Origin of the sequence: Butyrivibrio sp. AE2015 (genome assembly GCF_000420825.1) — a bacterium.
Taxonomy (GTDB): Bacteria; Bacillota; Clostridia; order Lachnospirales; family Lachnospiraceae; genus Butyrivibrio.
In genome coordinates, this window is sequence record NZ_ATVR01000027.1 from 1 (window position 1) to 25840 (window position 25840).

The following is a 25840-nucleotide window of genomic DNA, read 5'->3' on the forward strand; positions in this document are numbered from 1 at the left end:
GATTATGGTTTACGTCAATCAATGTCTCGCCGGGGTAACTGTTGGGATAACGCACCACAGGAAAGTTTTTTTGGACATATGAAACAGGAGCTTGGCATAAAATCACGTAAATGGAATTCTGTAAATGACATAAGAAACGCCATAGATGATTGGATTGACTACTACAACAATGACCGATATAAACTTAGTCTTAATAAACTATCACCAAATGAATACTACAGATACATAAAAACCGGAGAATATCCAAAGAAGATGCTGGTCTAAAAAATGGGTGTAAATTTCAAATACTGTCCTTGACATGGGTAGTAGTTTAACCTGTTAAAGGTGGCTGCGGACGGATAATTACCGTATATGCCCAATTGCCTACGATAAAAGCCATAATGAGGGGTGGCTGAAAGCCTGAAATCAGGCTATGAGCCCAAAACCAGTTTAATTGCAGGTGGCTGAGCTATTGAAAACGAGCTATATGCCCAAAACAGCAGCTCGCTCTCATAACATTGGGAGCCGAGGAAATAAAGCCTTATACGTTCTAGAAGTATCAACATATACTGTTCCTAGCACTACACATTCTTGAATGTCGCCACTTCTGCTGTTTTTGATTTCGGTGCGCGAGGCACCTTAAATTATCTCCCTGCAGATCCAGAATTCGTAGGCTGAAGCACCTTAAAGTAGCCACCCCTACTGTTCTCGGAATTGGAGCCTGAGGCACCTTAACCAAGCCACACCGAAGGTGCTTGCCATTGACGGGTTCTGAGGAAAACGCTACAATGCTGGTTCCGACGGTGCATGAATCTAACTACTGTTCCCATCATCCTCACCGTCGGCGAGGTATAGACGGCGTTTTCCTCAGGCTCAGTCAATGGTGGCGTATGGAGCCAGCTACTTACACATATAAAAAATGAGAGCATTCTGTCATAAGATCAAAGCTTATGCCAGAATACTCTCACTAGTTCGTTGTATGGTTATGTGAATGTTTGATTAACTTATCTTAATTGTGTACTCAGTCTTTCTTGACTGCTTTGGATCCAAGTGCTGTTCACAGTATTTTTCAGGAAGTTCTCCGTCAAAGCCCTTGTTGTCGCAGCGGCCAATCCATGGCTCAAGGCATACATATCTTGCCTCTATCTTTTCTTTTGACCAAAGACCAAAGCTTGGGAAACCTTTGCAGTTCATTGTAATATATGGCTTTCCATCAGGAGTACATAGGCTGATCTCATCTACCTGGTAGTCGTCAAAAATGAGTGCGTCCTTATCAAAAAGATGTTCATCGATATCAAGGTAACCATCCTTCAATTCAAGAGTGTTTGGATTTTCAAAGTCAACTTCTCTTGTTTCCTGAATTATAAGAGAATACTTTAAGCTGTTTTTAGAAAACTTTACTTTATAGTCAGTTCTCTTTTCATTATCATAAATAGGACAGTTAAATGCAGGATGACCACCGATTGAGTAATATAGAGGTTCATCTTCGGAAGGGTTTTTTACTTCCCACTGAACTTTGATCGTATCACCATCAAGAACATGGGTAATGACAAGTTCAAAATCAAAGGGATATTTCTTTTTTGTTTCCTCATCTGATCTGAGGACGAAACTAATAGAGTTTTCAGTTTTTGCCAGAAACTCAAAGTCCATATCTCTAGCGAAACCGTGGGAAGACATTGGATATTCTTTTCCCTTATACTTAAATACTCCTTTATTTACATTACCAACAATTGGAAAAAGAACCGGCGCATGTCTGTTCCAAAATGCGGGATCTGCCTGCCATAGCATTTCTTTGTTTCTTCTTTTGTCAAAAATGCTACTGAGTTCTGCTCCGTGAGTAGCTACGCCAATCTTTAATAAATCATTCTCAATGTATTCCATTTTCTTCACCTTTCTTAGGTTTATAGTTTTGTATTTTGTTTTCTGAAATGTAGAGGTGTCATGCCAAATTCTTTTTTGAAACTGCTGGTCATGTTACCCGGATAGGAAAAACCACATTCTAAGGAAATTTCCATTACTGACTTATTGGTAGTAAGCAGCATGTTCTGCACGTGTTTTAGCCTTGTGATGCACAAGTATTCTGTGAAATCGGATCCAAGCTGCCTGGCAAAAATACGTGAAAAGTAGGAGACAGAGTAGCCGGAAATGCGGGCAACTTCTTCTATCTTCAAGGGCTGCATATAGTTTTTTTCTATATAGTAAACGGCTTCCATGATGGGCTCGGTAAGCTCACTCTCATGGATTGTTGCCTTGCTGCTGTCAAAATGGCCTTTGTCATATATTTCGAGAAGAATATAGGTCAACAGATTCTGGAGGCGGTATCTGGAAATTGAGCCCTCAGACATATCAAGCCCCTGTTCTTCAATCTCATTGTACAACTCATATATTTCTCTGGCTAACGAGAATATCTTTTCTCTGTCACCATCGGAAAAAGTAATTGGTGGATATCTGAATATTTTTTCCATAATTTGTGGACCGAGAGTATCTGTCATGTTTGCCACAAAATCAGGAGAAAACTTTATGAGAATGCTGATGTATTCGGAATCAGAAGCAGGTATTGTTCTGTGATAGATATAGGGGCGCATGGCTCCTATGTAACCTGCATGAAGGGTGAAATTCATTTTAGGAGTAATTATCCGCCTGTCTCCCTTGATCATAAAGCCAAGAGAATAGTGATCTGAAGCGACCTCCATTGAAGGCATTTCGTAATCAGATGAGATTTCTCTGTATGATACTGTTATCTGTTTCCCTTTTGGAAGTGGAAGAGCCATAGCCATTCTCCTAAGTTTAATCTGTAATCAAATATGACATAAAAAGATTATTTTTACAATGAATTTGGAAATCTCAGATAAGAAAATTATTATTTTAAGTACGATGATATTATATCTTTTCACCTTCATGGAAAGAAGTCATGTCAAGGGCTGACAGATTCTGATATTCCTTTGGTGACATTCCGTACTCTTTTTTAAAAGCCTTAAAAAAGCTTGAGTAGTCCCTAAAACCAAATTTTTCATAGGTGCCGGTGATGCTCTCACCACTTATTATAGCGTTTCGGCATTCTGCCAGACGCTTTTTTATTATGTACTGGTGAAGTGAGATTCCAAGGGTGTCCTTGAACAAATGGGCAACATAGTACTTGCTGACAAAAAACTGTCCTGCGATATCATCAAGAGAAAGGGTGTCCTCAAGATTACTCTCAACATATGAAAGTATATTCTGAAAAAGAGCCAGCTCATCATTGCCGCTTTGGATATGGTCATCGTCGTATACGATTCTGTTGATGGTAAGGATCAGGTCACAGAGGCACAGATGGCTCATGGCGCCGCTTCCGTATCTGTCGCTGGACTTCTCCTCAAGAAGCCTTAGGAACTTTGATTCCACAAGGTGAAAAGAGGCTGGGGCCAGGTGATATATATACTTATGAAAAGCTTCAGCCTTTTGGATGAGGTACATATAATCAACTGATTCCTGCATCAGGGAATTGCAACAATCCTTGCTGATCCAGAAGACAAAACGCTTGTAGTCCTTATCAGAAGTGTGCATAATGGCGTGATGTGATATTCCCGGTGGCACGACCATTAAATCCCCTGGGTACATATCGATGTGCTCTTTCTCTCCATCAGTTCTAAATATTTCCATGGTGACATCACCGTCCAGGAAAAGATAAAACTCATAGTAATCATGGGCATGGGGATTCAGGGTTTTGAAGTCTCTGTCCAAATAATAGAACACCTCAAAATCAGAGGAAATCATATACTGTCTTGAATTAAATGATGATCTAAGTTTATTTTTCATAAGTACATAATAACATCAATAACAACTTTTGCAATACAGGAAACAAGTTATTCCATTCAATTTCTCCCCAAATGAAAGTATTGTGTATATATCAAGAAAGTCAATTCAGGTGATAATAAATCAGACATCGCCTGTGAACAAATTGGATATTAGTTATACACCATAGGAGGAAAAGAATATGGAAATGACACTTCGCTGGTATGGCACAGATTATGATACTGTTAAGCTCTGGCAGATCAGACAGATCCCTGGAGTACATGGAGTTATCACAACTCTTTATAATAAGCAGGCAGGAGAGCTCTGGGAGCAGGATGAGATCAAGGCTCTTAAGAATGAAGTTGAGGCCGGTGGACTTAAGATTGCCGGAATCGAGTCAGTAAACGTATCTGATGCTATCAAAGCTGCAACAGCTGACAGAGACAAGCATATCGATAACTACATCAAGACACTTGAGAATCTTGGTAAAGAAGATATCCACATGGTATGTTACAACTTCATGCCTGTATTTGACTGGACAAGAACAGAACTTGCAAGAAAGAGAGCAGATGGCTCAACAGTTCTTGCTTATACACAGGAAGCAGTTGATGCAATTGATCCTGAGAAGATGTTTGAATCAATTTCAGGTGAGATGAACGGAACAGTTATGCCTGGCTGGGAACCTGAAAGAATGGCTAAGGTAAAAGAGCTCTTTGAACTTTACAAAGGAATCGATGAGGATAAGCTCTTTGAGAACATCGTTTATTTCCTTAAGGCTATTATGCCTGTATGTAATAAATACGACATTAAGATGGCTATTCATCCAGATGATCCAGCTTGGTCAGTATTTGGACTTCCAAGAATCATCAACAATGAAAAGAATATCTTAAAGCTCATGAAGGCTGTAGATGATGTACACAATGGTGTTACATTCTGCTCAGGTTCTTACGGCACAAGCCTTGAGAACGATCTTCCACACATGATCAGAGCTTTAGAGGGAAGAATCCATTTTGCACATGTTCGTAACCTTAAGTTTATTTCTCCTACAAACTTCGAGGAAGCAGCTCATCTTTCATCAGATGGAACATTTGATATGTATGAGATAGTTAAGGCACTTTATGAGACTGGCTTTGACGGACCTATCCGTCCTGACCACGGAAGAATGATCTGGGGTGAGGTTGCAATGCCTGGTTACGGCTTATACGACAGAGCACTTGGTGCAACATACATAAACGGCCTTTGGGAAGCAATTGAGAAGAGCCATCAACGAGGACTGTAAGCACTTGACGAGGCTTTTACGAGTCTAGTGCGCACGTGTTCTGGCGAGGCGAATGCCGAGAGCAGAACTTCCTTATAAATTGAACATGAAGGAGATAAGATCATGAAACTTTGTGATAGTAGTATTAAAACGGATGCATCCTGGAAGGAAAAAGGATACGAACTTCCAAAATTTGATAGAGATGAGATGATAAAGAAGACAGTAGCTGAGCCTGAGTGGGTACACTTCGGGGCAGGCAACATCTTCAGAGCTTTTCAGGCAAATCTTGCTCAGAGAATGCTTGATGATGGAATGAATGACAAGGGACTTACTGTTGTTGAAGGATTTGATTATGAGATCGTAGAGAAAATGTACAGACCTCACGACAATCTTTCTATCCTTGTTACACTTAAAGCTGACGGATCAGTTGATAAGAAGGTTATCGGAAGCATTGCAGAGTCCTGCATCCTTGATTCTAACGATGATAAAGAGTTCAGCAGATTAAAAGAGATATTCAGAGCTGACAGCCTTAAGATGTGTACTTTTACAATCACAGAAAAGGGTTACAGCCTTGTAAATCCAGCAGGTGAGACTCTTCCTGCAGTAAAAGAAGATTTCGAAAACGGCCCTGAAAAGCCTCAGAGCTATATCGGAAAGGTAGCAGCTCTTTTGTATGAAAGATATACAGCGGGCAAAAAGAAGATTGCCATGGTAAGTACAGATAACTGCTCACATAATGGTGACAAGCTCTATGCAGCAATGGATGCCTTTGCTAAGAATTGGACAGAAAACGGAAAAGCAGATGCTGGATTCCTTGACTATGTGCATGATGAGGCTCTTGTTTCATTCCCATGGTCAATGATCGATAAGATCACTCCAAGACCTGATGACTCTGTAAATGAGATACTTAAGAACGACGGTGTTGAGGAACTTGAAGCAGTTGTTACATCTAAGAAAACATGGGTAGCTCCTTTCGTTAACGCTGAGGAGAGCGAATACCTTGTGATCGAGGATAAGTTCCCTAACGGAAGACCTGCTCTTGAGAAGGTTGGAGTTATCTTTACAGATAAGGAGACTGTAGACAAGGTTGAGAGAATGAAGGTTTGCACTTGCCTTAATCCTCTTCACACAGCACTTGCTGTTTACGGATGCCTTCTTGGATATACAAAGATCTCAGATGAGATGAAGGATGAAGACCTCGTTAAGCTTGTAAAAGAAATCGGTTATGTAGAGGGACTTCCTGTTGTTACAGATCCTGGCGTTATTAAGCCAAAGGAATTTATTGATACAGTTGTAAATGTGCGTATCCCTAACAAGTTTATGCCTGACACACCACAGAGAATCGCATGCGATACTTCACAGAAGCTTGGCATCAGATTCGGTGAAACAATCAAGGCATATCTTGCTTCTGATAAACTTAACGTTGCTGACCTTAAACTTATACCACTTGTTCATGCAGGTTGGCTTCGTTACCTTATGGGAGTGGACGATAAGGGCCAGAGCTTCGAGCCTAGTCCTGATCCACTTCTTGAGGAGGCTCAGAGCTTCGTAAAAGATATTAAGCTTGGAGAGACAGATGAGAATAAGGTAAAGGCAGCTGTTTTACCTCTTCTTAAAAATGCTGCTATATTCGGAACAGACCTTGAGTCAGCAGGTCTTTCAGACAGAATAGTAGGATACTTCCTTGAGCTTTTGGTTGGAACAGGAGCAGTTAGAGATACTTTAAAGAAGTACTGCCATTAAAAAGGCAAATTGTTCAGTCTTTTTGCTACAGTTCTGAACTTGAAAATATACATATAAAAATGTAAAATCATTAGGTGAGTGCTTAAATAGTGCTCACCTGATTTATATTAATGTCAGAGCCAAAAATCTTCATTGTGACAATTCGATTCTGACAACAAAAGATGATTGGAGGAGAATAATATGAAAACATGTCCTAATTGCGGTAATCAGATTGCTGACGACGCAGCGTTTTGCAACAATTGTGGTGTCTCAGTTACGGTAAATACCCAGGCTGCTTCAGATAATGCTCAGAGCGTGGATATGAATGCACAGGCATCAAACACACAGCAGGGGCCACAGCCTACACCTCAGCCACAGCCAACACCTAATTTTGGGCAGGCACCATATCAGCAGCCACTTGTTTACTCAGATCCTAAGGATCATACAAAAGAGTTTGATGCTCAGGATATAGCAGATAACAAGATAATTGGTGTAGCAGCTTATCTTTTTGGAATTATCGGTGTTCTTATAGCATTCATTGCCGGAACTCCATTTACAAGATTCCACGCAAGAAATTCTCTTAGAATTTCTATATCAGCAATTATCATTCTTATCCCAAGTATCATTCCATTTCTTGGATGGCTTGTTACAGGTATATGCGCAGCAATCCTTGGTGTGATCAAGATTGTTGCTATTGTTTGGGCTTGCATGGGTAAGGCAAAAGAGCTTCCGATTATTTCAGATATAGGATTTCTTAGCTGAAAATAGAAAATAAGAATTAATAATAGTAAAGACCAGGCGTGTGCCTGGTCTTTTTTGAATGTAAATTTCTTGCACCATTATACTGTTAGATGATAATAATAATACGAATTTATACATTTTTTATAATAATATGGCTTGAATTAATAGTGAAATATCGTAAAATAAATGACATGGCGGTGTATATGATTGGTGGATCGAGCCGTAAATATTTTTTTATTTTGAAGGGAGAAAAGAATATGAGCATGAAATTTCTTAAGAAAATCCTTGCAGTAACTTTGGCAGCTTCTCTTATGGTTGCTCCTGCAGTTACAGCAGGTGCTGCTTCTACTGATTCTTCAAGCAGCGGGTCTGAATCAACAGCGCAGTCATCACAGTCATCACAGAATTCTTCTTCATCTACAGCAACAACTTCTACAAGTACTGTTGCCGGAGTTGGAACATCTACCGTTGGTGGTGCATACTCAGTTAAGAATCTTGGTGGAGTTGCCGTAAGAGAGCCTGCGACAGCTATTGCTTCAAAGGCTGGAATGACAGCAAACGAGAAACCATATGTTAGAGCATATGATATCACAGCTAAGCAGAGCCCTGCAGCTTTTGTAAGTATTAATTCTGCGGCTTCATCAGTTGGCGGAACAGTTGTTGGCGCGGTTAATATTGACCTTGGTAAACTTACAGGTGGTAAGTTTACACAGCTTCCAGATGGTGTTTCAGTTCAGACAACAATTGGTATTCCTGGCGGCAAGGTAGATTCTTCTAAGACATATGCAATCGTAAAGGTTCTTCCAGGTGGAGCAACCGAGATTATTGCAGATCAGGATACAAATCCTAATACTGTAACATTTAATATTACTGGTGGACTTGCAGCTTATGCAATTATCGCATACTAATTCAGGCAATGAATTGAATAATAACAATATAGAGAAGCAGCTACGTTTTGGCTGCTTCTCTGTTTTAAAATCTAATCCATATATTTTGCTTATGATGCTCATTATTGTCTCTATCTGCATGTATGGGATCAATGGAATATACGGTTTTTCTGTTTTCCCGGATGAATTCGGATATTGGGCTCCAGCAGCAACAATTGTGGGGTTAGACTGGTCTTCCGTAACATCGCTGGGGTCATATTATTCATATGGTTACAGCATTATTTTGCTGCCTATCTTAGCTCTTTTTAAAGATTCAATAATAGCATATAGAGTTGCCATAATATTTAATTTATTATTGCAATGTCTATCCTTATTTCTTGTTCATAAGATTCTAATAAAATTATTTCCACATCAGAGTTCGAAAATTCTATCTATAGCCGGAGGAGCAGCTGTCCTCTACCCGGCATGGACTTTTTATACACAGACTACAATGACAGAGGGGTTATTAAATTTCCTGTTTATTTTGTCAGTTTATCTTATAGTGTGTTTCTTTGAAAAGCCGTGGGCTTTAAAAGGAATATTTTTCGTAATTGTTTTAATATATATGTATTTTGTTCATATGCGCTGCTTGGGCATGATAGGGGCAGGAGCACTGACTCTTATTATATGGGCAGTTAGCCGGAGTGAAAAGAAAGTTTTTTCAAGGGTGCTTCTTCTTATAGGCTTGATAGTTATTCTTTTTGCAATCAGCTTCATTATCAAAGAAGTGGTAACAGCAAGAATATACAGCGAAACGTCGGAAGAAACTCTTTCCTGGAATGATTATTCCGGTATTGCATATCGACTGAGCAAATTATTTAATGCACAGGGTATTACAGTATTTATCAAGGATTTTGCCGGTAAAGCACTGTATCTTTGGGCTGCTACTTATGGTCTTGCATCTTGGGGAATTGCCTGTCTGATAAAAAAAGCTGTATCAGCATTTAGAAGCATAAATGATAAAAATGCAAGTTTTATTGAGTATAGCTATATTTTTCTATTTCTGTCTGTGTTCGCTCAGTTTATGGTAGCTATGATATATCTTATAGGGGCTTCTGATCCATACAATGACAGGCTGGATATTTTTTTACATGGGAGATATATAGATTTCTTTCTCCCAATACTAATAGCAATAGGCATTGTTGAGATGGTGGATAGTAAGCATCTATGGCTTATGCAGATTTTTTTTGTATTGGCAGGCATAATATTGATGCTTATTGCCAGAAAGGTTATTTTAGACAATATTAGTGGTTTTGTTAATGCTCACAGTTTTACAATGATAGGCATGAGCTATTTTTTAAAGAAACCATTAATTAGCAGTATTTCGTTTTTTTTTAAAGAACTTGCCTTGTCGTTTTCATTAATGGCTGTTACAGTTATTATAGTGGTAATTTATCGAAAATTTAAAATAGAAACAGTTCTTTTATTGATAATAGTTATTCAGGTTGCATTAGGGGTATATACTGTCGGATACTATGTTTTCCCTAATCAAACTTATATTTACGGTGATATTCTCCTGGGGCAGAAATTGAAGGAGATAAGGCTTGAAAATCCTGAAAAAGAGATAGTTACGATATATGAAGGCGGAGCCCAGTACATAGAACTTGTCCAGTTTGCAGACAGAGAGGCAGACATAACGGTTATAAATGCTGAGAATGAGCCTGTTAATGTATATGACTACATGAGTGCTGAGAGAATACTGATAATTGATCTTAACGGCGATTATGTTGATGCTGCAGACAATTTTTATGAGCAGAAGTGGGAAATAGGGCATCTTAACGTGTACTATACACCATAAAGTATTGATTAGAGGGAATATAAATGAATAATAAATTTTCAGAGATAAGTATTATATTTCTTATTGTCACTATATTGTGCGCATCTTTTTTTTCTTTCCATGTAAGTTTGGCTAAAGACGTCAATTCATCCCAGGAGAGTATATCAGGATCTGTAATGACTATTATTCAGGATACGGTTGCGAGGAGTGCTCCGGATGAGGGAGCCTCTGTTGTTGTGAAATTATCTAAGGGCGATAGCATCTTTGTTGTAGGTGAAAATGATGGCTGGTATGAGATTTTTTATAAGGGAAAATCAGCATATGTAAAAGTCACAGGTACGTCTACAGGTAACGCAAATGATGAAGAGATTTCAATTGCAGCAGCTGCTGACAGCAATGTAAATTCAGCACTTGAAGAAGAATTCAAAAAGAAACAGCAATTCGATGTCACATATGTGGATTCTTTTGAGAGGCAGCAGAGAAGAAACAGAAGTGCCCTTGTGTGGAAGATAGTAATAGCAGTTTTGGTTGTTTCAATTATTGTTATTTCAGTAGTAATCGGTATTAGGAACAGAAATAGTATTGTCAATGAAGATGAAGATAATAATAGTGAAAGCGATAAAAGATGAAGGTTATTATTCAGATTCCATGTTTTAATGAAGAAAATACTTTAAATCAGACGCTCAACGACCTGCCCAGATCCATAGATGGAGTAGATGAGATAGAGTATCTCGTTATTAATGACGGGAGCTTTGACAGAACTACTGAAGTTGCCAAAGAGTGGGGAGTTGATTATATTGTAAATTTTACGCAGAATAAGGGGCTTGCAAAGGGATTTATGGCGGGAATAGATGTTGCACTTGAAAATGGTGCTGACATCATTGTAAATACCGATGCGGATAATCAGTATAAAGGAAGTGACATAGAGAGATTGATACGCCCGATTCTTGACCAAAGGGCAGATATTGTAATCGGAGAAAGGCCCATAGATGATACGGAGGATTTTTCAAAGCTCAAGAAAAAATTACAGCATATCGGAAGCTGGGCTGTAAGACAGGCATCACATACTGATATTCCCGATGCTCCCAGCGGCTTCAGGGCTTTTTCAAGGGAAGCGGCACTAAGAATAAATGTTGTTAATGACTATACTTACACCTTGGAAACTATTGTGCAGGCGGGGAGAGAAAAGATACCAATTATCAGCGTGCCTGTTTCAACAAATAGGGCAATAAGGCCATCAAGATTGGCAAAAACCATGATTTCCTATGTCAGGACTTCTATGCTCACGATTTTAAGAGCATATCTCGTGTACAAGCCACTTAAAGCATTTCTGTTTTTGTCGATTTTCCCTGCAATTCCGGGATTAATGATTGGAATAAGGTTTTTATATTATCTATATACGCAGGGTGGCGCCGGACATATCCAGTCTCTTATACTTGGATGCACGCTTATCATCATATCTTTTGTCTGCATTATGATAGGTATACTTGGAGATACGATATGCGCAAATCGCAAGATTTTACAGGATGTGCAATATCACACAAGGAAACAGTATTATGACGGGGTCAAGATTGCAAACGCTGATAAAGGGCAGGGATGTCGTATTTATTACCGTTAAAAATAAAGAATATATACGGGTAGTTCAAATAGAAAAAATGCTAAAAGACTATGCCGGAAAGTATAGAGTCATTACATCGGAAAAAGGGAATCCGATCAGTAGAACATTGGACATAAAACGCAGGATAAAGGCATTAGATTTTTCAAAGACTGATGTAGTGATTGCAGGATTTTTGCCACAACTTATATGGAGCGAATTATACAAAAAAGGCAAAAATGAGAATGGTAATATTTCCTTTATAGGAGAGGTTTTCTTATCTTTATATGACACAGTGGCCCTCGACAGGAAATATGTCAGTGAAGGCAGTATTGTTGCAGCTTTGATGAAAAAACTTGATAAAAGAGTACTTGATGAGGCAGAGCTTATTGTTACAGACACTAAGGCAGACGCGGAGTTTTTTTCAACTATATATGGTATAAACTCTGATAAGTTTGAAACTCTGTACTTGGATGCAGGTGAATTGTGCAGAGTTGATGGTGGAAAAGAATACAATCGAACTGAGATTACGAGAGTATTGTACTTTGGAACAGGCCTGCCACTACAAGGGACTGATATAGTCCTAAAGGCTTTTAACGAAGTTGCGCAAAAAGAAGTCTTCGAGTGCATATATATTGGTAGCACAAAAAAAGTTCCAGCAAAGCTTTTAAAAAGTGTAAAAGAAAATAAAAACATAACACTTATTGATTGGCTTGATCAGAAGGAGCTTTTTGAGGTTATAAAGAATGCTGATATATGTCTTGCCGGTCACTTTAACTCTGAAATTGACAAGGCAGACAGAACAATTCCCGGCAAGGCATACATATATGAGACCATGGGAAAAATAATGATCCTCGGCGATACAAGAGCTAATCATGAAATATTTATAGAAGACGACGATCATCTTTTTGTTAAGAGAGGAGACGCAAAAGCTCTTGAGGAGTGCATTTTCAAAGCAGCACATATGTGAAATGGCAGAGAGAAGTATCTGATATGGAAAAAAAGATAAAAGTATCAATTATCGTCCCTGTATATAACGTAGAAAAAAATATTGAAAAATGCCTGGATAGCATTGTTTCACAGACTTTAGGCGCAGATGGGGAAATTGAGGCAATACTCGTTGACGATGGTTCAACGGATTCATCAGGTCAGATATGTGATTCATACGCGGAGCGTTATTCGATATTCAAAGCTGTTCATAGGGCAAATTACGGCGTTGCAGCTGCAAGAAACACCGGAATGGATGCTGCTAAGGGTGAATGGCTAGCCTTTGTTGATGCAGATGATTATCTTGAAGCAGATTACTGTGAAAAACCATATCGCATGGGAATGAAGGAAAATGCAGATATTGTCATGTTCAATGCTTTCAGAGAAGAGCAGACCGGTGAAAAAAGAGTAACTGTCTGGGGCCAGGCTGACTGTAGTTTTAACACTTCTAATAGAGATGATATTTTTGCACTGAGGTGCAAAATTCTATATCCTCACTTTAAGACGAAAATAGGGATGGTTACCTATCTGAAAAACGAGGTCCCGTTGGCTGCTCCATGGGACAAACTATACAGAAGAGATTTTTTAGTAAGTAATGGTCTGCGATTTTCTGATGAACTAAAAGTCCTTGATGATATGTTTTTTAATTATCAGGTTTTCTCAGCAGCCCACAGAGTGATGTACTTTCCTGATCCTCTATATCACTACTGTATTTGGGAAGATTCGATAACAAATAGTTATAAAGCGAACAGACCTGAGCTTGACCAGAAGGCTTTCGATTATATAAAAGAAGAGATTATCTGCGGAGATCTTGATAATATGCGGGAATTCCTCGTAATGCAGGCTTTTTACGCAAGAATAATCAAGAGTTTTGCCATATGCTGCAGACTCAGTTTTTTTAATAAAAAAAATACGAAGTCTGGAAGAGAAAAGCTAAGGACAGTGAGAAATTACATGAAAGCCGGTGTTTACAGCGCCGCTTTTAAAAAAGTTAAGTTCAGTAAAATTGAATGGAAGCTGTGGCTGGTTACAATTGCCGGAAGACTTAAGAGCCCGGTGCTTTTATATCTTCTTCATAGGTTACAGAATAGGTAGAAAAAATGATACTTGCACTTAGTATACTTATGCTTTTTTTGCCGGGAGGCATTTCGCTTTTGATTCATAGCTGTTTAAGGCATGGAGAATTATCAGGAAAAAGAAAAGCTGTTTTTTTTGTAGTCTATCTGTTAGTGACAAATCTTATAACTTTCCTGGTTTCTTATCTTAGAGGAGTTAAAGCTCTGCATTTTGAAAACATGACCGTGTCCTATAGGTTAAAGTATATGGGACTTGGTTGTGTTCTGGGTTTTATTTTACCTTTCTTTGTGTGTCTTATGACAGAAGATATTATTACAATAGGCGGATTTAGGCGATATGCCAGACGATTTATTTCAGATATAAAAAAGTACCTGCCATATGCTGTATGGTCTGCCAAAGCTGACCTTCAGGCTGAAGTTGCTTCAAGCTATCTTAACTGGATGTGGTGGTTGATAGAGCCGGTGTGCATGATGTTCATTTATACTCTGATCTTTGGTGTGGTATTCAGAGCTTCGGAGGATTTTTTTCCTATATTTGTATTTATAGGGCTTACGATGTGGGGGTTCTTTTCAAGATGTCTTAGCGCCAGCGTCGATATCGTAAGGTGGAATAAAGATATTATCACCAAGATATATATGCCTAAATACATTCTTCTTCTTGCTAAAATGTTTGCTTATTTTTTTAAGATGATGGTCTCATTTGGTGTCATATTTATAATGATGATATTCTTCAGAGTTCCCATTGACTTTAATATACTGTGGATAATTCCGGTGTTTGTGGTGCTGTTTCTTTTTACCTTTGGAGTTAGTTCCATAATGATGCATTACGGTGTTTATGTCAGCGACCTTGGATATATTACAGGAATTGTATTGCAGATGATGATGTATTTGACCGGCGTTTTTTATTCCCTTGCTAATCAGGTACCTGAACCTTTTGGAGCTATATTGGAAGCATTTAATCCGGTAGCATTTATTATCTCTGCTATGAGACAGGCCCTGATATATAGAACAACACCAATGCTGTGGATGCTTGGGGTATGGGGACTGGTATCCGTAGTGTTAATTGCTCTTGGGGTATTTACTGTGTATAGCAATGAAAATGCATATGTGAAGGTAATCTAAATGCGAAATAATGCAATTGAAGTCAATAATGTAAGTATCAGTTACAGAATATTGAACAGCGTATCTATCAGAAAAACACTTTTTCACAAGAAACAGCGAAATGAAGTTTTTGAGGCGGTAAAAAATGTTTCTTTTTCGGTAGAAGAAGGTGGAATTCTCGGAATTATTGGAAAGAACGGAAGTGGCAAATCAACACTTTTAAGATCCATGGCTGGAGTTTTTTCACCAAATGAAGGCACAATCGATCTTCATGGACATTCGGTTTCACTAATGGCTTTAGGAGTGGGGTTTAAGCCTGAACTTACAGGAAGAGCAAATGTTATGCTGTCTGGACTTTTGCTTGGATTTTCCGAAAAAGAAGTAGAGGATAGGATGGATGAAATAATTGAATTTGCAGAGCTTGGAGAGTTTATTAACAGGCCTGTAAGAACCTATTCAAGCGGAATGCATTCAAAGCTTGCTTTTGCCATCACAGCAATGCTTGAGACAGATATCATGCTAGTTGATGAGGTTTTAAGTGTGGGAGATGAGCGCTTTAGGCAAAAAAGCATGGAAAAAATGCGACAGCTCATTATGGATAAGGATAGAACTGTTGTAATAGTCTCTCATGACATACCAATACTAAAGGAACTATGCAATCAGGTGTTATGGCTCCATGACGGAGAAATGAAAGAAATAGGAAGTCCTCAGATTGTGCTTGGACATTATGAGGAATTTATGAGCGAGTAAAGCACATCTTATATATTTGATGATTAGCTTATGAAATGTGAGGGAGAATATAATTATGGTAAATAAATATGTAATACAGAAAATAGTGTTTCCTAAAGAATCAAAGCATATGATGTGCCGGGATCTTTTCTATCATGGTGAGAATGGCTATTTGGATAGAGCAAACGGCACACTGACGCTTGGGGCAGGGCAAAAATGTGATCTTAATACATATATTAATTCATGTTCCTGGGGGAAATGGCTAAAGTATACAAATGCAAGGGATGTGGCGCTGATTCTTGACATAGAAGGTGCGTTCGAACTATTGTATACCGGATATTCCATGAAATACAGAGAATTAATTCGGACTGAGTATGGAACTGTAAAGGAGCAATTCAAGGAAAGAAAACTTGTAAGATTTGATTATCCAACCAATAAAGAGACGATAGTTGGTGTGGAAATTTCAGCTATTGACAGATGCGTAATACATGGAGGATATTATGAAGCTTCTTACGATGGTCAGTTGAATGATGTTCATCTAAGTATCGCAACAACTACGTGTAAAAAAGAAGAATATATAAAAAAGAATGTTTCACTGATTAAAAGCGAGATACTTAATAATAATGATGATGATGATATAAAGAATCATTTGACTTTTCATGTTGTTGATAATGGTAGAACTCTTAAAGAAGATGAAATAGCAGGTGAACATGTTTATCTGCATCCAAATAAAAACGCCGGAGGCTCAGGTGGGTTTGCAAAGGGAATGATTGAGTCATTGCATCAGCATGAAAAGACTTGTAATGAAGGTCAAAGTACGCATGTGCTGCTAATGGATGATGATGTGCTGGTGCTTCCGGAAAGCATTAGGCGAACTTATCATTTACTTAGAATGCTCAAGGATGAGTATAAGGAGCATTTTATAAGTGGTGCTATGTTAAGGTATGAAAAACCAATGATGCAGCATGAAGACATAGGGACTGTTGAAGGAGGCGGGATTTTTGTGCCATATAAGCCGGGAGGCGATTTAAATGATCTTCATAATGTAATAAAAAATGACGGAGCATATTATAGTGGTAAAAATCAGTATGCAGCATGGTGGTATTGTTGCATACCGGTTACACAAATTAAAAAGAATGGCTTACCATTGCCGGTTTTTATTAGGTGTGATGACAGTGAGTATTCACTTAGATGTAAAGCAAAAATTATTACTATGAATGCTATATGTATTTGGCATATGGGATTTGAAATAAAATATAATCCGGCAATGGATGTTTACATGTATTGCCGTAATATGCATATAGCAAAAGCAGTATCAGGTATTTTATCAGAACTGGATATTCATGGTGATTTTATTAAAGAATTCTACAGAAAGCTATATAAGTATGAATATGGAGCGTGTGAACTAATGATTCAGGCATTTGAAGATTATTTAAAAGGACCTGAATTTATAAAAAAAATTGATGGAGAGGTTTTACTAAAGGACAAGAGAAAATATAATGAAAAATTGATTCCATTGTCAAAATATGAAGGCGTGAGAATAAGATTAATTGAAGATGTTTATTGGGATGAACCGAGGAAATTTATTGATAAAGTAATTTTTCATATTACCTTAAATGGGCACCGTTTTATGCCGAATTTCTTATATAGAAAAAGTAAGGATATTACTGTTACAGCATATGGTGCCAGCATTCAGACACAAAAGATAACAAGAAAGAAAAAATACATAGCGGTTGATCCTTTTACCGAAACATGCGTAGAAAGAACTATCGACAAAGAGCGAGGTAAGGCGATTTTAAAGCGCTTTAAAAAGATTGAAAGCATATATAAAAGACAAAATGAAAATGTCGAAAAAATCTATAGAAGTGAAAAAGAATATCTTACCTCAGAAGCTTTTTGGCTTGAATATCTGGAAATAAAACAGTTGTGAAGCAAAGATTTCGTTAGCGAAATCCTTGCGCTTTGATTTAATACTTAGATTTTTTCAACCAAAGCTGTGATTTCGCAGTTCAAAGCAGAAGAAAGTCTGATGAGATAGTCAACCTGAGCTTTATTAATGTTTTTTTGACGCTGTTCATACACAGGGGAATAGTCCACAATATTAAAATTCAGGTTGCTTTTTTCTAATGTATCATACACAAGTTCTATGCCCAATCTTCCGACTAATGATTCAGGATTTCCGCTTTCAAACAAAGTGGCATTTCCGGAACCTATAAATAAATCCATAAAAGTTCCGATTTTATAATGTATTGTGTTGACGGCAAAGTCTAACATGGTTCCTAGTGATACCTGTGCTTTATCCAGATATAGTTCATTGTAAACGTGGATCATTCGCCTTCATCTCCTTTCGGATTATTTCTGTAATAAATATGTCATCTGGAAGTATATGATAACGTTCTTTATCAAGATATTGCTTTCTGGCAAGTAAGTCTCTGGATGAACGTTTTGGATACCATTCAGTGGTATCTGCTATTTCATATCCTTCGAAGTGAATAGTGTCAAATGCTTTTTTACTTTTAAGAACAAATTGTTCACCGAGTTTACCATAACCGATTATGCAATCTGCATTTTTATAGTCAACGTGGAAAAGCGATAGAGTTTTTCAACTTTTTCAAACTGACATAAAGCTTAATGTTAACTATATTTAATAAAAGATATAACGATATGTACAACAAAAATAAAATGAAGTATGCTATTAGCAATGGCTGCTATATGCTTTGTTTAGAGAAAATGTATATAAGCTGTCATCGTTATATTATTGAAGGGATCAGCAATCTGATGAAAAAATTTTCTAAGCTGTTTTCGTACTACAGTATTATTTTTGCTTTTACTTTTGGATTGATAAACATTATTTTTTGCATTGGGAATTTTGCTCCCTTTGGAGATGTTTCGCTGGCATATGATGATGGCTATTGGCAATATATGGATTTTTTTTCTTATTATAAAAGTGTTCTTGAGGGAAAACAGAGTATTGCTTTTTCAATGTCTACCGGTCTTGGAATGCCCAATATTGCGTTGTTTTCTTATTATCTTTCATCACCGTGGAACTTATTGGTTGTTTTATTTGATATTGACCGCTTACACTCTTTTTTTGATATGGTAATTGCACTAAAGCTTTCTACGGCAGCAGTTACATTTAGTTATTTTTTGAATAGCAGATTTTCAAATAAATTAAACAAATTATTAGTGCTTGCATTATCGGTTACTTACGCTTTTATGCAATATAATGTCAGTCAATCTACATGCACAATGTGGTTGGATGGAGTATATATGCTTCCGCTTATTTTACTGGGGATATATAGAATTGTTAATTTTGGATCACCGGTATTATTAAGCCTTTCAGTTGCACTTGCTATTATCTTTAACTGGTATTCTGCCGGAATCGACTGTATTTTCTCTGTTATTTGGTTTGGATATGAATTTGCTATTGCCAGAAAGCAATCGGATACTTTTACTATGGATTGTAAAAAAATTTTCAGATACATTTGGGCAATGGCTTTAGGAGTTGCAATTTCAGCGCCACTATTTCTTCCTACTGTAAAGACTATTATGAATGCAACAAGAGGAGCTGCGGATCGTAATGTTTTTAGAAATGAGTTTTTAGGAAATATAGTCAATGTAATTTGTGGCTATACTATAGGAGCTACAAGTACAAAAGGAATGTTGAGCGTTTTTTGTGGTGGAGGAGTTTTAATAGGTGTTATAGGCTTTTTTATATCAACAACTGTTTCGAGGAAAACTAAAATAGCTACAGGTATTGTTTTATTAATCTGTGTATTGTCATGTTACTATCAGCCATTATTTGGCGTGTTTTCGATGTTCCAGATTGCAGACTCATATTACTATCGTTTTTCATATGTTGTTTGTTTTGCATTGATATATACTGCGGCTTTATTCTTTTATTCCATAAATCAGTCTGATTTATGTATTGGATTTTTTTCCGAGATGGTAAAGGCTGTTATAATTTATTTGATTTTTGTTTTTGCTGCAAATTATGTAAAACCATATACGGAAGATAAGTACATATACATAACAGCGGTATATATTTTAGGATTGCTAATTCTTTTTAGAATGTTAATAGATAAAGACACTTCTTATACTAAGAAAAATGTGTATATATATATGGCTTGCTTTTTAGTAGTACTGGAAATGTCATATAATGCAAGCGTTTTAATGAAAATCTATTCATCATTTGATGTTCCTGCTTTTAAAAACTATCAGATACAACAAGCTGATCTTATTTCAGCAATAAAGAATGGCGATGATGGGTATTATAGAATAACACAGACATCAGCACGAAGAGGTGATATTAATTCTCTTGCAAATTTAGATGAATCAATGGGGTTCGGTTACTGGGATATAGGAAGCTATGTTTCATCGCCTGTTGCAAATCAGATAAGTTTTATGGAAAAAATAGGATATAGAGTTTATGGCAGTCGTTTGGTGGAGAAGGCAATGGTTGTGCTGCCGGTGGATTCACTTCTTGGTGTCAAATATGTTTTATCCCCATATGAATATAAAGATTTGCAATGTCGAAGAGATCTTGGAATAGGTAATGGTAAGAGTGTATATGAGAATGCTTATTCTATGCCATTGGCATTTAAAATTAATGCAACACAAAGTTTTAGCAGAGACGAACAAAATACATATGTTTACCAAAACGAATTATTTAATTTTATGTTTGGGGGAGAAGGCGATCTATATTTTCCTGCGCAGTATACAGTAGAAGATGGTAATAATGAAAGATGTTTCTGGTTTGATGTTCCTTATGGTAAATATTCTTTGTATGGGAATATCCCTTATTCCAATGAAGTTGGTGCGCAATTAGACTTAAATGGAAAAAATGGAATAGGATATGCTGTTGTTCATTCACTCAATAATTTCTATGTTCAAGTTGACGAAGGGGAAAAAGCGTATGTTTTGCTGAAAACAGCTGATTTGCAGGCATTTGGTGAGCCGGTGTTCTATTATCTTGATTTGAATAGATTAAATGAATGTACTGCTATGGCGCGCGAAAATGCAGCACACATAATAAATATGACGGATACCAATATGCAATTTGAAATAGAAGGCCATATAGGAGAGAGTCTGTTTGTCTCTGTGCCATATGATGAAGGATGGAAGATAAAAATTAATGGAAAAGATATTATTCCAAATACAATAGAAAATCTGCTTGTTATGGTGCCGTTGGAAGAAGGCAATAATATAATAACGTTCAGATACAGTATTCCATATATAAGAGAAGGAATAGTTATATTTTTAGTTTCTGTAATAATGCTGATTGCCTGGAAAAAAATTATATCAAATTCTTTAAAAGGAAGAAACTATAATTTATGATACGGGATATGTTTGAGAAAAAGCATCGTAGAGCATGCATTATAATTGATAATATCTTATTGCTTGTTCTGGCAATATATCTTTTTTTTCAGAGTGAATTGACAACAACTCTGAGGTTTTCATTTGGAGAAAAATTTGAAATAAGCATCTTTATAGTACTTTTTATACTGGTGCTATTAAAAATAATTGCTGTTTGGGAAAGTGATAGGGATGTTCTTATGCCTGTTTGCTTTCTGTTTGGCATGGTATATTATTTCTCATGGGTCAGAACCGAGTATATATTTTTATTGTTTATAGCATTGTTTACTATTGGATTACAGGGTGTTGACTATCGTAAGATTTTAAGGGTTTATCTTTTGGCGGTAGGAACCTCGATAATAGGTGCTGTGTTAGCATCATTATGTGGATCTATAACCAATTTTGTGTATATAAACAGAGGTCTTAGAAGTTCTTGGGGGATAGGTTTTCCAACGGATTTCGCGACAGGGCTTTTATTTCTTCTGATTATAGCTTTTTGCTTATTTCTAAATATTCCCAATATGTTTTTTTTCATGATTGGACTAGGTGTTTTGAGCATTTCGATGTTCATTGCACGTAGTATCACCACTTCAGTTTGTCTGATATTCTTTTTGGTCTGTATTATTGCCATGGATCAGCTGAAATGGCTTGATGATGGAAGAGAAGTTTGGTCAAGAAACAGGAAAATAGCCAGGCTTATTCCAATTGCAGCTTTTCCAGTCTGCGCGTTATTTGTGTTTTTTTTGGTTTATATAGGACTGACTGGACATGTTTCTTTGCTTGATTTTAATGAGTACACTCATTCAAGGATGGGGCTTTCCGTTGAGGCAATTAAGAACTATGGAATAAAGCCGTTTGGTACGGCTTTTGATCAGATTGGGGCCGGTGGTTCTACAGTTAGGGATATTCGCTATAATTTTGTTGATTCAACCTATGTTCTTATACTTGTCAGATATGGGTGGGTTACCTTTGTTGCAATTATGATTTCCTGGATTTATATGGCTATTAAGGTTGTAAAGTCAGGAAACAGGCGGCTTGCACTTGCAATGACAATTGTTGCTGTTCATTCTATTTCTGAACATCATTTTCCTGAGATTAATTACAATATATTCCTTGCTATGCCGTTTGCGACTTTTGGCACTCAGGTAGCAAATAAGGAAATATCCCTTATTGAGTGGATAGGAACCAGTACGCAAAAAAGGAAAAAGCTTATTAAGGTAGCGGTTATATTTTTAGAAATTATTGTTACAGTGGTGTTGATGCCTTTTGCTTTTTCGTGGCTTAGAACTGCTTTTCACGGGCATGATTATTCCGGTGGGGGAAATAGAGAGATAAAAGTTTTAGTCATCCTTATAGGTTTGTGTATTGCAGTATTAGTATTATTAAATAACTTAAGCAGGGCTGTGGCTGATTATATAGTGGAAAAGTCTTTCAACAGGAAGAATCTCATATTCAGTGGCCTTTCATTCTGTGTTCTGGCAGTAGTTTTTTTTAAAACCAATATAATGATAGAACAGGTAGGAAAATGGCATTTTGATGAGATTGCAGATGAGTCATATTTTGTGCGGCTTATAGAAGATAGTGCGGATGGGCGCTTTTATGTAGATACATATCCTGAGTGTTATGACAGGATAATTGGAGGAGTAAGCAGGTCTTTTGTTAATGGAGAGGATCTTGCCAGGTTTGCAAACACTACTGTTTTGGTTGACAGTGAGCTTGATTCTTCATGTTTTTTTTCAAGAGGATTTCTGTATTTTCCAATTTCTGAAAAGAGTGCTGTTTACACCAATGACAAGGGTGTGATAAAAAGCCTTGAGGAAAACGGATACAAGCTTTTTGGTTTTTATACTGGTGAAAAAAATGTAGATATGGCTTTTGAGAGTAGTATAAATTCACTTCCAATGACTGAAAGTGGAGGTCTTACTCTTGATGGGATGGCACATTCTCTTATCTATGGTCCCTATATAGATATGAATGATGGTAAATATCTTGTTTCATATGATCTGAAGATTGATCCTGTTCAGTATACGGACGATTATGAGGTTATCACTCTTAAAGTTAATACATATTGGGGTGAAAATACTATAGCACAAAAGGCTGTTTACAGAAGTTATTTTGATGAAGATGGTGAACTTTTATATGAACTGCCATTTACCACTTGGAGTGGCAAGGCTGTAGAGTTTTTGGCTTTTACTCCGGATGGGCAGAAGGTTGAAATAGAGAGTATAGCTTATAAGCATACTCCGGATTATGATGTTCATTTTGTGGTTGATAAAAAAGGAAGAAAAACGCATGAGGAATATTATGACATTGACGGAAAACAAATAAATCTCGCAAATGGTTCCATGGGAGCTGATTATGGCTATGATCAGGATGATAATATAATAAAAATCAGGTATTTGGGAGCAGATATGAAACCCCTTGTTATTTCTGGTGGGTATGCAGAGATTCACAGAGATTTCAGCAAGAATGGTTTGGTAACAAAAGAAGAATACTTTGATGAGAATGGAAATCCTACAATTCTTGCGGGCGGACAGAATTCCTATGAGAGAAGCTATGATAAGGAAGGAAATATTCTATCTGAACGCTATTTTGGTGTTTTGGGTGAGAAGATTCTGTTAAATGGACAGTATCACGAGGTAAAAAGAGAATATGATGAAGAAAACCGCCTGACGAGTGAGTTTTACTTTGGCTTAGATGGAAATTTAATAACCCTGCCAAATGGTTATTGCTCTTTTACCAGAGAATATGACGATAATGATAACATCACAGTGCAGATGTTTAATGGAATTGATGGAAATCTTACAGATACGGCCTGGGGATATGCAGGATATAAGAGGGATTACAACGAGAATAAGAAAGTTATACGTGAGGAATATCTTGGGACGGACGGAAAACTTCAGGCTCTTTCATCAGGACAGGCAATAGTGGAGAGGGAATATGATGGTGCAGGGAATGTCACTGTTGAGAAATACTATGATGAGAAATCTCAGCCGATACTTTTGAATGATAAATATCATATGATAGTAAGAAGATTTAATTCAAGTAATCAGATCATTCATGAAGAGTATTATGATGAAAAAATAAACAAGCTTGTTCTTCCGACTGGTCAAGCCTCGGTAGACTATGGCTATGATCAAAGTGGCAATCGCAACGAATACAGATATTTTGATGTTGATGGAAATCCTGTTTTGTACAATGGTGCGTACTGGATGCTAAAGTATGATTACAATGAGAAAAAGCAGGTTGTATTTGAATACTATTATGATCTTGACGGGAATCCTGTAGCTCTTTCGGGCGGTCAAGGGGCAGTCGGATACGATTATGACGAAAAAGGAAATCGCATAATGGTAAGATATTATGATACTCACATGAATCCGGTGATGTATGGTGAATCCTATGGATATGTCAAACTTACCTATAATGAAAAGAACAAATTATGCAGGAAAACATATTACAATTTGCAGGATGAAGTGGTGAATGAAGAAATAATTGAGTAAAACAAAATAGAGGGGAGAAGTTGTTGGACAGAGTAGCTTATCAAAAAAATAGTGATAAATATTTACTTTTATCAGCAATAGTGATTCTTTCTTTTTCTGAAGGTCTCAAGCAAATATTCTTTGGATTACCGATTGTGCATATAGGTAATCTTATTTGCATATTTCTTTTTGCCAGAGCTTTGATGAAAAATGGGATAAGCAGACTTTTTCAAAGTGATGTAAAGCCTTTTGCAATATGGGTTATCGCTTTTTTGATGATCGGGAGTATCGGGACTTTGGTGTTTAAGGCAGATATCTTGATGTATTTATGGGGCATCAGGACATACTTTAGAATGTTTCTTTTGCTTTTTGATATAGTATTGATTTTAGAAAGGGAAGATGTAGATCGTATATATAATGCAATTGACTATGTTATAGCTATTCACTTTATACTTACGCTCATACAGTTTTTTGGTTTTGGTATCAGGTGGGATTATCTTAATGGCATATTTGGCACTGCTGTAGGCGATTCATCAAGTCTTCATGCATTTTTACTGATTGATTCCTGTCTGGTTTTTTATAGGTTCTTTTGTAAAAGTATAGGTACTAAGGAGCTCGTGTTTCATTTTGTCTGGATGGCTATGAATGCTGCTATGAGCGAGATACGCAGTTGGTTTTATGAAATCATAGCTTTAACAGTTATATATCTGATTTTTTCTTTTGAGTTTAAAAGAGTAGCCAAGATTTTTCCTGTGCTTCTTGCAGTATATCTTTCTTTGATCGTGATAATGTCATTTCTTTACCCATATACATCGGGTTTTTTGGGAGTATCCGGCTTTCATAATATAATATCAGAGTCACACAAACCTGACGGGAGTAGTGGAATAGGGAGAAAGCAGCAGATTACTGCTATGACCGGACCTATTCTTGAATATGCAAATGGCAAGGTAGAGGGGGCGGGAATTATACCCCTGATTACAGGGCTTGGGCTGGGAACTGCGGATTATGCAACAATTCCTTTTTTGAACAGCTTTTTTTTCAATACTTACGAAAATACCGGTTATTCAAGTTTTCTCTTATCGTTTTTATATATTGAAACGGGAATAATTGGCTTAGTTGTATTTAATGCTATGTGGGTTTATTTATTGTGGATTGGATTTAAGGATATGAAGCAGCGAGAACCGCGAGTATTATTGCTTATTCTATGTTCTTTTGCTATGTCTGTTACAGCTTTTTACAACCAGACACTTAGAACAAACTATGGCTATATTATGTGGGTTTTCTTAGGAACTGTTGTTATTATATATAATAAGGATACTTGATTTATTAATTGTATTAAAAAGAG

Annotated in this window: 20 protein-coding genes; 16 read left to right on the top strand and 4 right to left on the bottom strand. The window is 37.0% G+C overall.

What is annotated here, in order from left to right; genetic code table 11:
- On the top strand, window positions 1-264 hold a 264-nt coding region (locus tag G585_RS18025), incomplete at its 5' end, for an IS3 family transposase (RefSeq protein WP_026663776.1).
- Between the two features lie 714 nt (window positions 265-978).
- Here the strand turns inward: G585_RS18025 and G585_RS0112165 are convergent.
- From G585_RS0112165 to G585_RS0112175, 3 genes are all read right to left on the bottom strand, one after another.
- Window positions 979-1860, bottom strand: a complete 882-nt coding sequence (locus G585_RS0112165; RefSeq protein ID WP_022775321.1) for an aldose 1-epimerase family protein — start codon at window positions 1858-1860, stop codon at window positions 979-981.
- A gap of 20 nt (window positions 1861-1880) precedes the next feature.
- Window positions 1881-2750 carry a helix-turn-helix domain-containing protein gene (locus tag G585_RS0112170; protein WP_022775322.1) on the bottom strand — a complete coding sequence of 290 codons (870 nt, stop codon included), beginning with the start codon at window positions 2748-2750 and terminating at the stop codon, window positions 1881-1883.
- A 109-nt stretch (window positions 2751-2859) separates the two neighbouring features.
- Window positions 2860-3774 carry a helix-turn-helix domain-containing protein gene (locus tag G585_RS0112175; RefSeq protein WP_022775324.1) on the bottom strand — a complete coding sequence of 305 codons (915 nt, stop codon included), beginning with the start codon at window positions 3772-3774 and terminating at the stop codon, window positions 2860-2862.
- Window positions 3775-3952: 178 nt separating this feature from the next.
- Here G585_RS0112175 and uxuA point away from each other — a divergent pair, with 178 nt between their 5' ends.
- The 12 genes from uxuA (at window position 3953) to G585_RS18030 (ending at window position 17591) form a co-directional block, all read left to right on the top strand.
- Window positions 3953-5029, top strand: coding sequence for a mannonate dehydratase (gene uxuA / locus G585_RS0112180; RefSeq protein WP_022775325.1), 1077 nt, complete (start codon window positions 3953-3955; stop codon window positions 5027-5029).
- Window positions 5030-5131: 102 nt separating this feature from the next.
- Entirely contained in the window at window positions 5132-6751 is a 1620-nt protein-coding gene (locus tag G585_RS0112185) for a mannitol dehydrogenase family protein (protein ID WP_022775327.1), read from the top strand.
- Window positions 6752-6931: 180 nt separating this feature from the next.
- On the top strand, window positions 6932-7492 hold the full coding sequence (locus G585_RS0112190; RefSeq protein ID WP_022775328.1) for a zinc-ribbon domain-containing protein: 561 nt from the start codon (window positions 6932-6934) through the stop codon (window positions 7490-7492).
- A 236-nt stretch (window positions 7493-7728) separates the two neighbouring features.
- Window positions 7729-8379 carry a hypothetical protein gene (locus G585_RS0112195; RefSeq protein WP_022775330.1) on the top strand — a complete coding sequence of 217 codons (651 nt, stop codon included), beginning with the start codon at window positions 7729-7731 and terminating at the stop codon, window positions 8377-8379.
- Between the two features lie 613 nt (window positions 8380-8992).
- A complete protein-coding gene (locus G585_RS0112200) occupies window positions 8993-10195 on the top strand; it encodes a hypothetical protein (protein ID WP_155827823.1) in 1203 nt (400 codons plus the stop codon).
- Window positions 10196-10218: 23 nt separating this feature from the next.
- Window positions 10219-10803 (top strand): SH3 domain-containing protein, encoded by a 585-nt coding sequence (locus tag G585_RS0112205; protein ID WP_022775332.1) that lies wholly within the window; start codon window positions 10219-10221, stop codon window positions 10801-10803.
- On the top strand, window positions 10800-11792 hold the full coding sequence (locus tag G585_RS0112210) for a glycosyltransferase family 2 protein (RefSeq protein WP_022775334.1): 993 nt from the start codon (window positions 10800-10802) through the stop codon (window positions 11790-11792). The genes G585_RS0112205 and G585_RS0112210 overlap by 4 nt, the downstream gene beginning before the upstream one ends.
- Window positions 11731-12738 (top strand): glycosyltransferase, encoded by a 1008-nt coding sequence (locus G585_RS0112215; protein ID WP_196802916.1) that lies wholly within the window; start codon window positions 11731-11733, stop codon window positions 12736-12738. Before G585_RS0112210 ends, G585_RS0112215 begins: the two co-directional genes overlap by 62 nt.
- 23 nt (window positions 12739-12761) lie before the next feature.
- On the top strand, window positions 12762-13850 hold the full coding sequence (locus tag G585_RS0112220; RefSeq protein WP_155827825.1) for a glycosyltransferase: 1089 nt from the start codon (window positions 12762-12764) through the stop codon (window positions 13848-13850).
- A gap of 59 nt (window positions 13851-13909) precedes the next feature.
- On the top strand, window positions 13910-14953 hold the full coding sequence (locus G585_RS0112225; RefSeq protein WP_196802917.1) for an ABC transporter permease: 1044 nt from the start codon (window positions 13910-13912) through the stop codon (window positions 14951-14953).
- Window positions 14954-15682: an ABC transporter ATP-binding protein gene (locus G585_RS0112230; protein ID WP_022775339.1), complete on the top strand. Its 729-nt coding sequence runs from the start codon at window positions 14954-14956 to the stop codon at window positions 15680-15682. It begins immediately after the preceding gene.
- 55 nt (window positions 15683-15737) lie between these two features.
- Window positions 15738-17591: a glycosyltransferase gene (locus tag G585_RS18030; RefSeq protein ID WP_022775341.1), complete on the top strand. Its 1854-nt coding sequence runs from the start codon at window positions 15738-15740 to the stop codon at window positions 17589-17591.
- A gap of 44 nt (window positions 17592-17635) precedes the next feature.
- Here G585_RS18030 and G585_RS19040 read toward each other — a convergent pair whose 3' ends face one another.
- Window positions 17636-17992, bottom strand: a complete 357-nt coding sequence (locus tag G585_RS19040; RefSeq protein WP_022775342.1) for a hypothetical protein — start codon at window positions 17990-17992, stop codon at window positions 17636-17638.
- 333 nt (window positions 17993-18325) lie between these two features.
- Between G585_RS19040 and G585_RS19045 the strand changes: the two genes are divergently transcribed.
- The 3 genes from G585_RS19045 to G585_RS0112255 all read left to right on the top strand — a co-directional run bounded on the left by G585_RS19045 (window position 18326) and on the right by G585_RS0112255 (window position 25817).
- The gene (locus G585_RS19045; protein ID WP_022775344.1) at window positions 18326-20998 is read left to right on the top strand and encodes a YfhO family protein; all 2673 of its coding nucleotides are present in this window, start codon (window positions 18326-18328) and stop codon (window positions 20996-20998) included.
- 581 nt (window positions 20999-21579) lie between these two features.
- Window positions 21580-24516 carry a hypothetical protein gene (locus G585_RS0112250; RefSeq protein WP_155827827.1) on the top strand — a complete coding sequence of 979 codons (2937 nt, stop codon included), beginning with the start codon at window positions 21580-21582 and terminating at the stop codon, window positions 24514-24516.
- 23 nt (window positions 24517-24539) lie between these two features.
- Window positions 24540-25817: a hypothetical protein gene (locus G585_RS0112255; RefSeq protein WP_022775346.1), complete on the top strand. Its 1278-nt coding sequence runs from the start codon at window positions 24540-24542 to the stop codon at window positions 25815-25817.
- Window positions 25818-25840 lie beyond the last annotated feature (23 nt).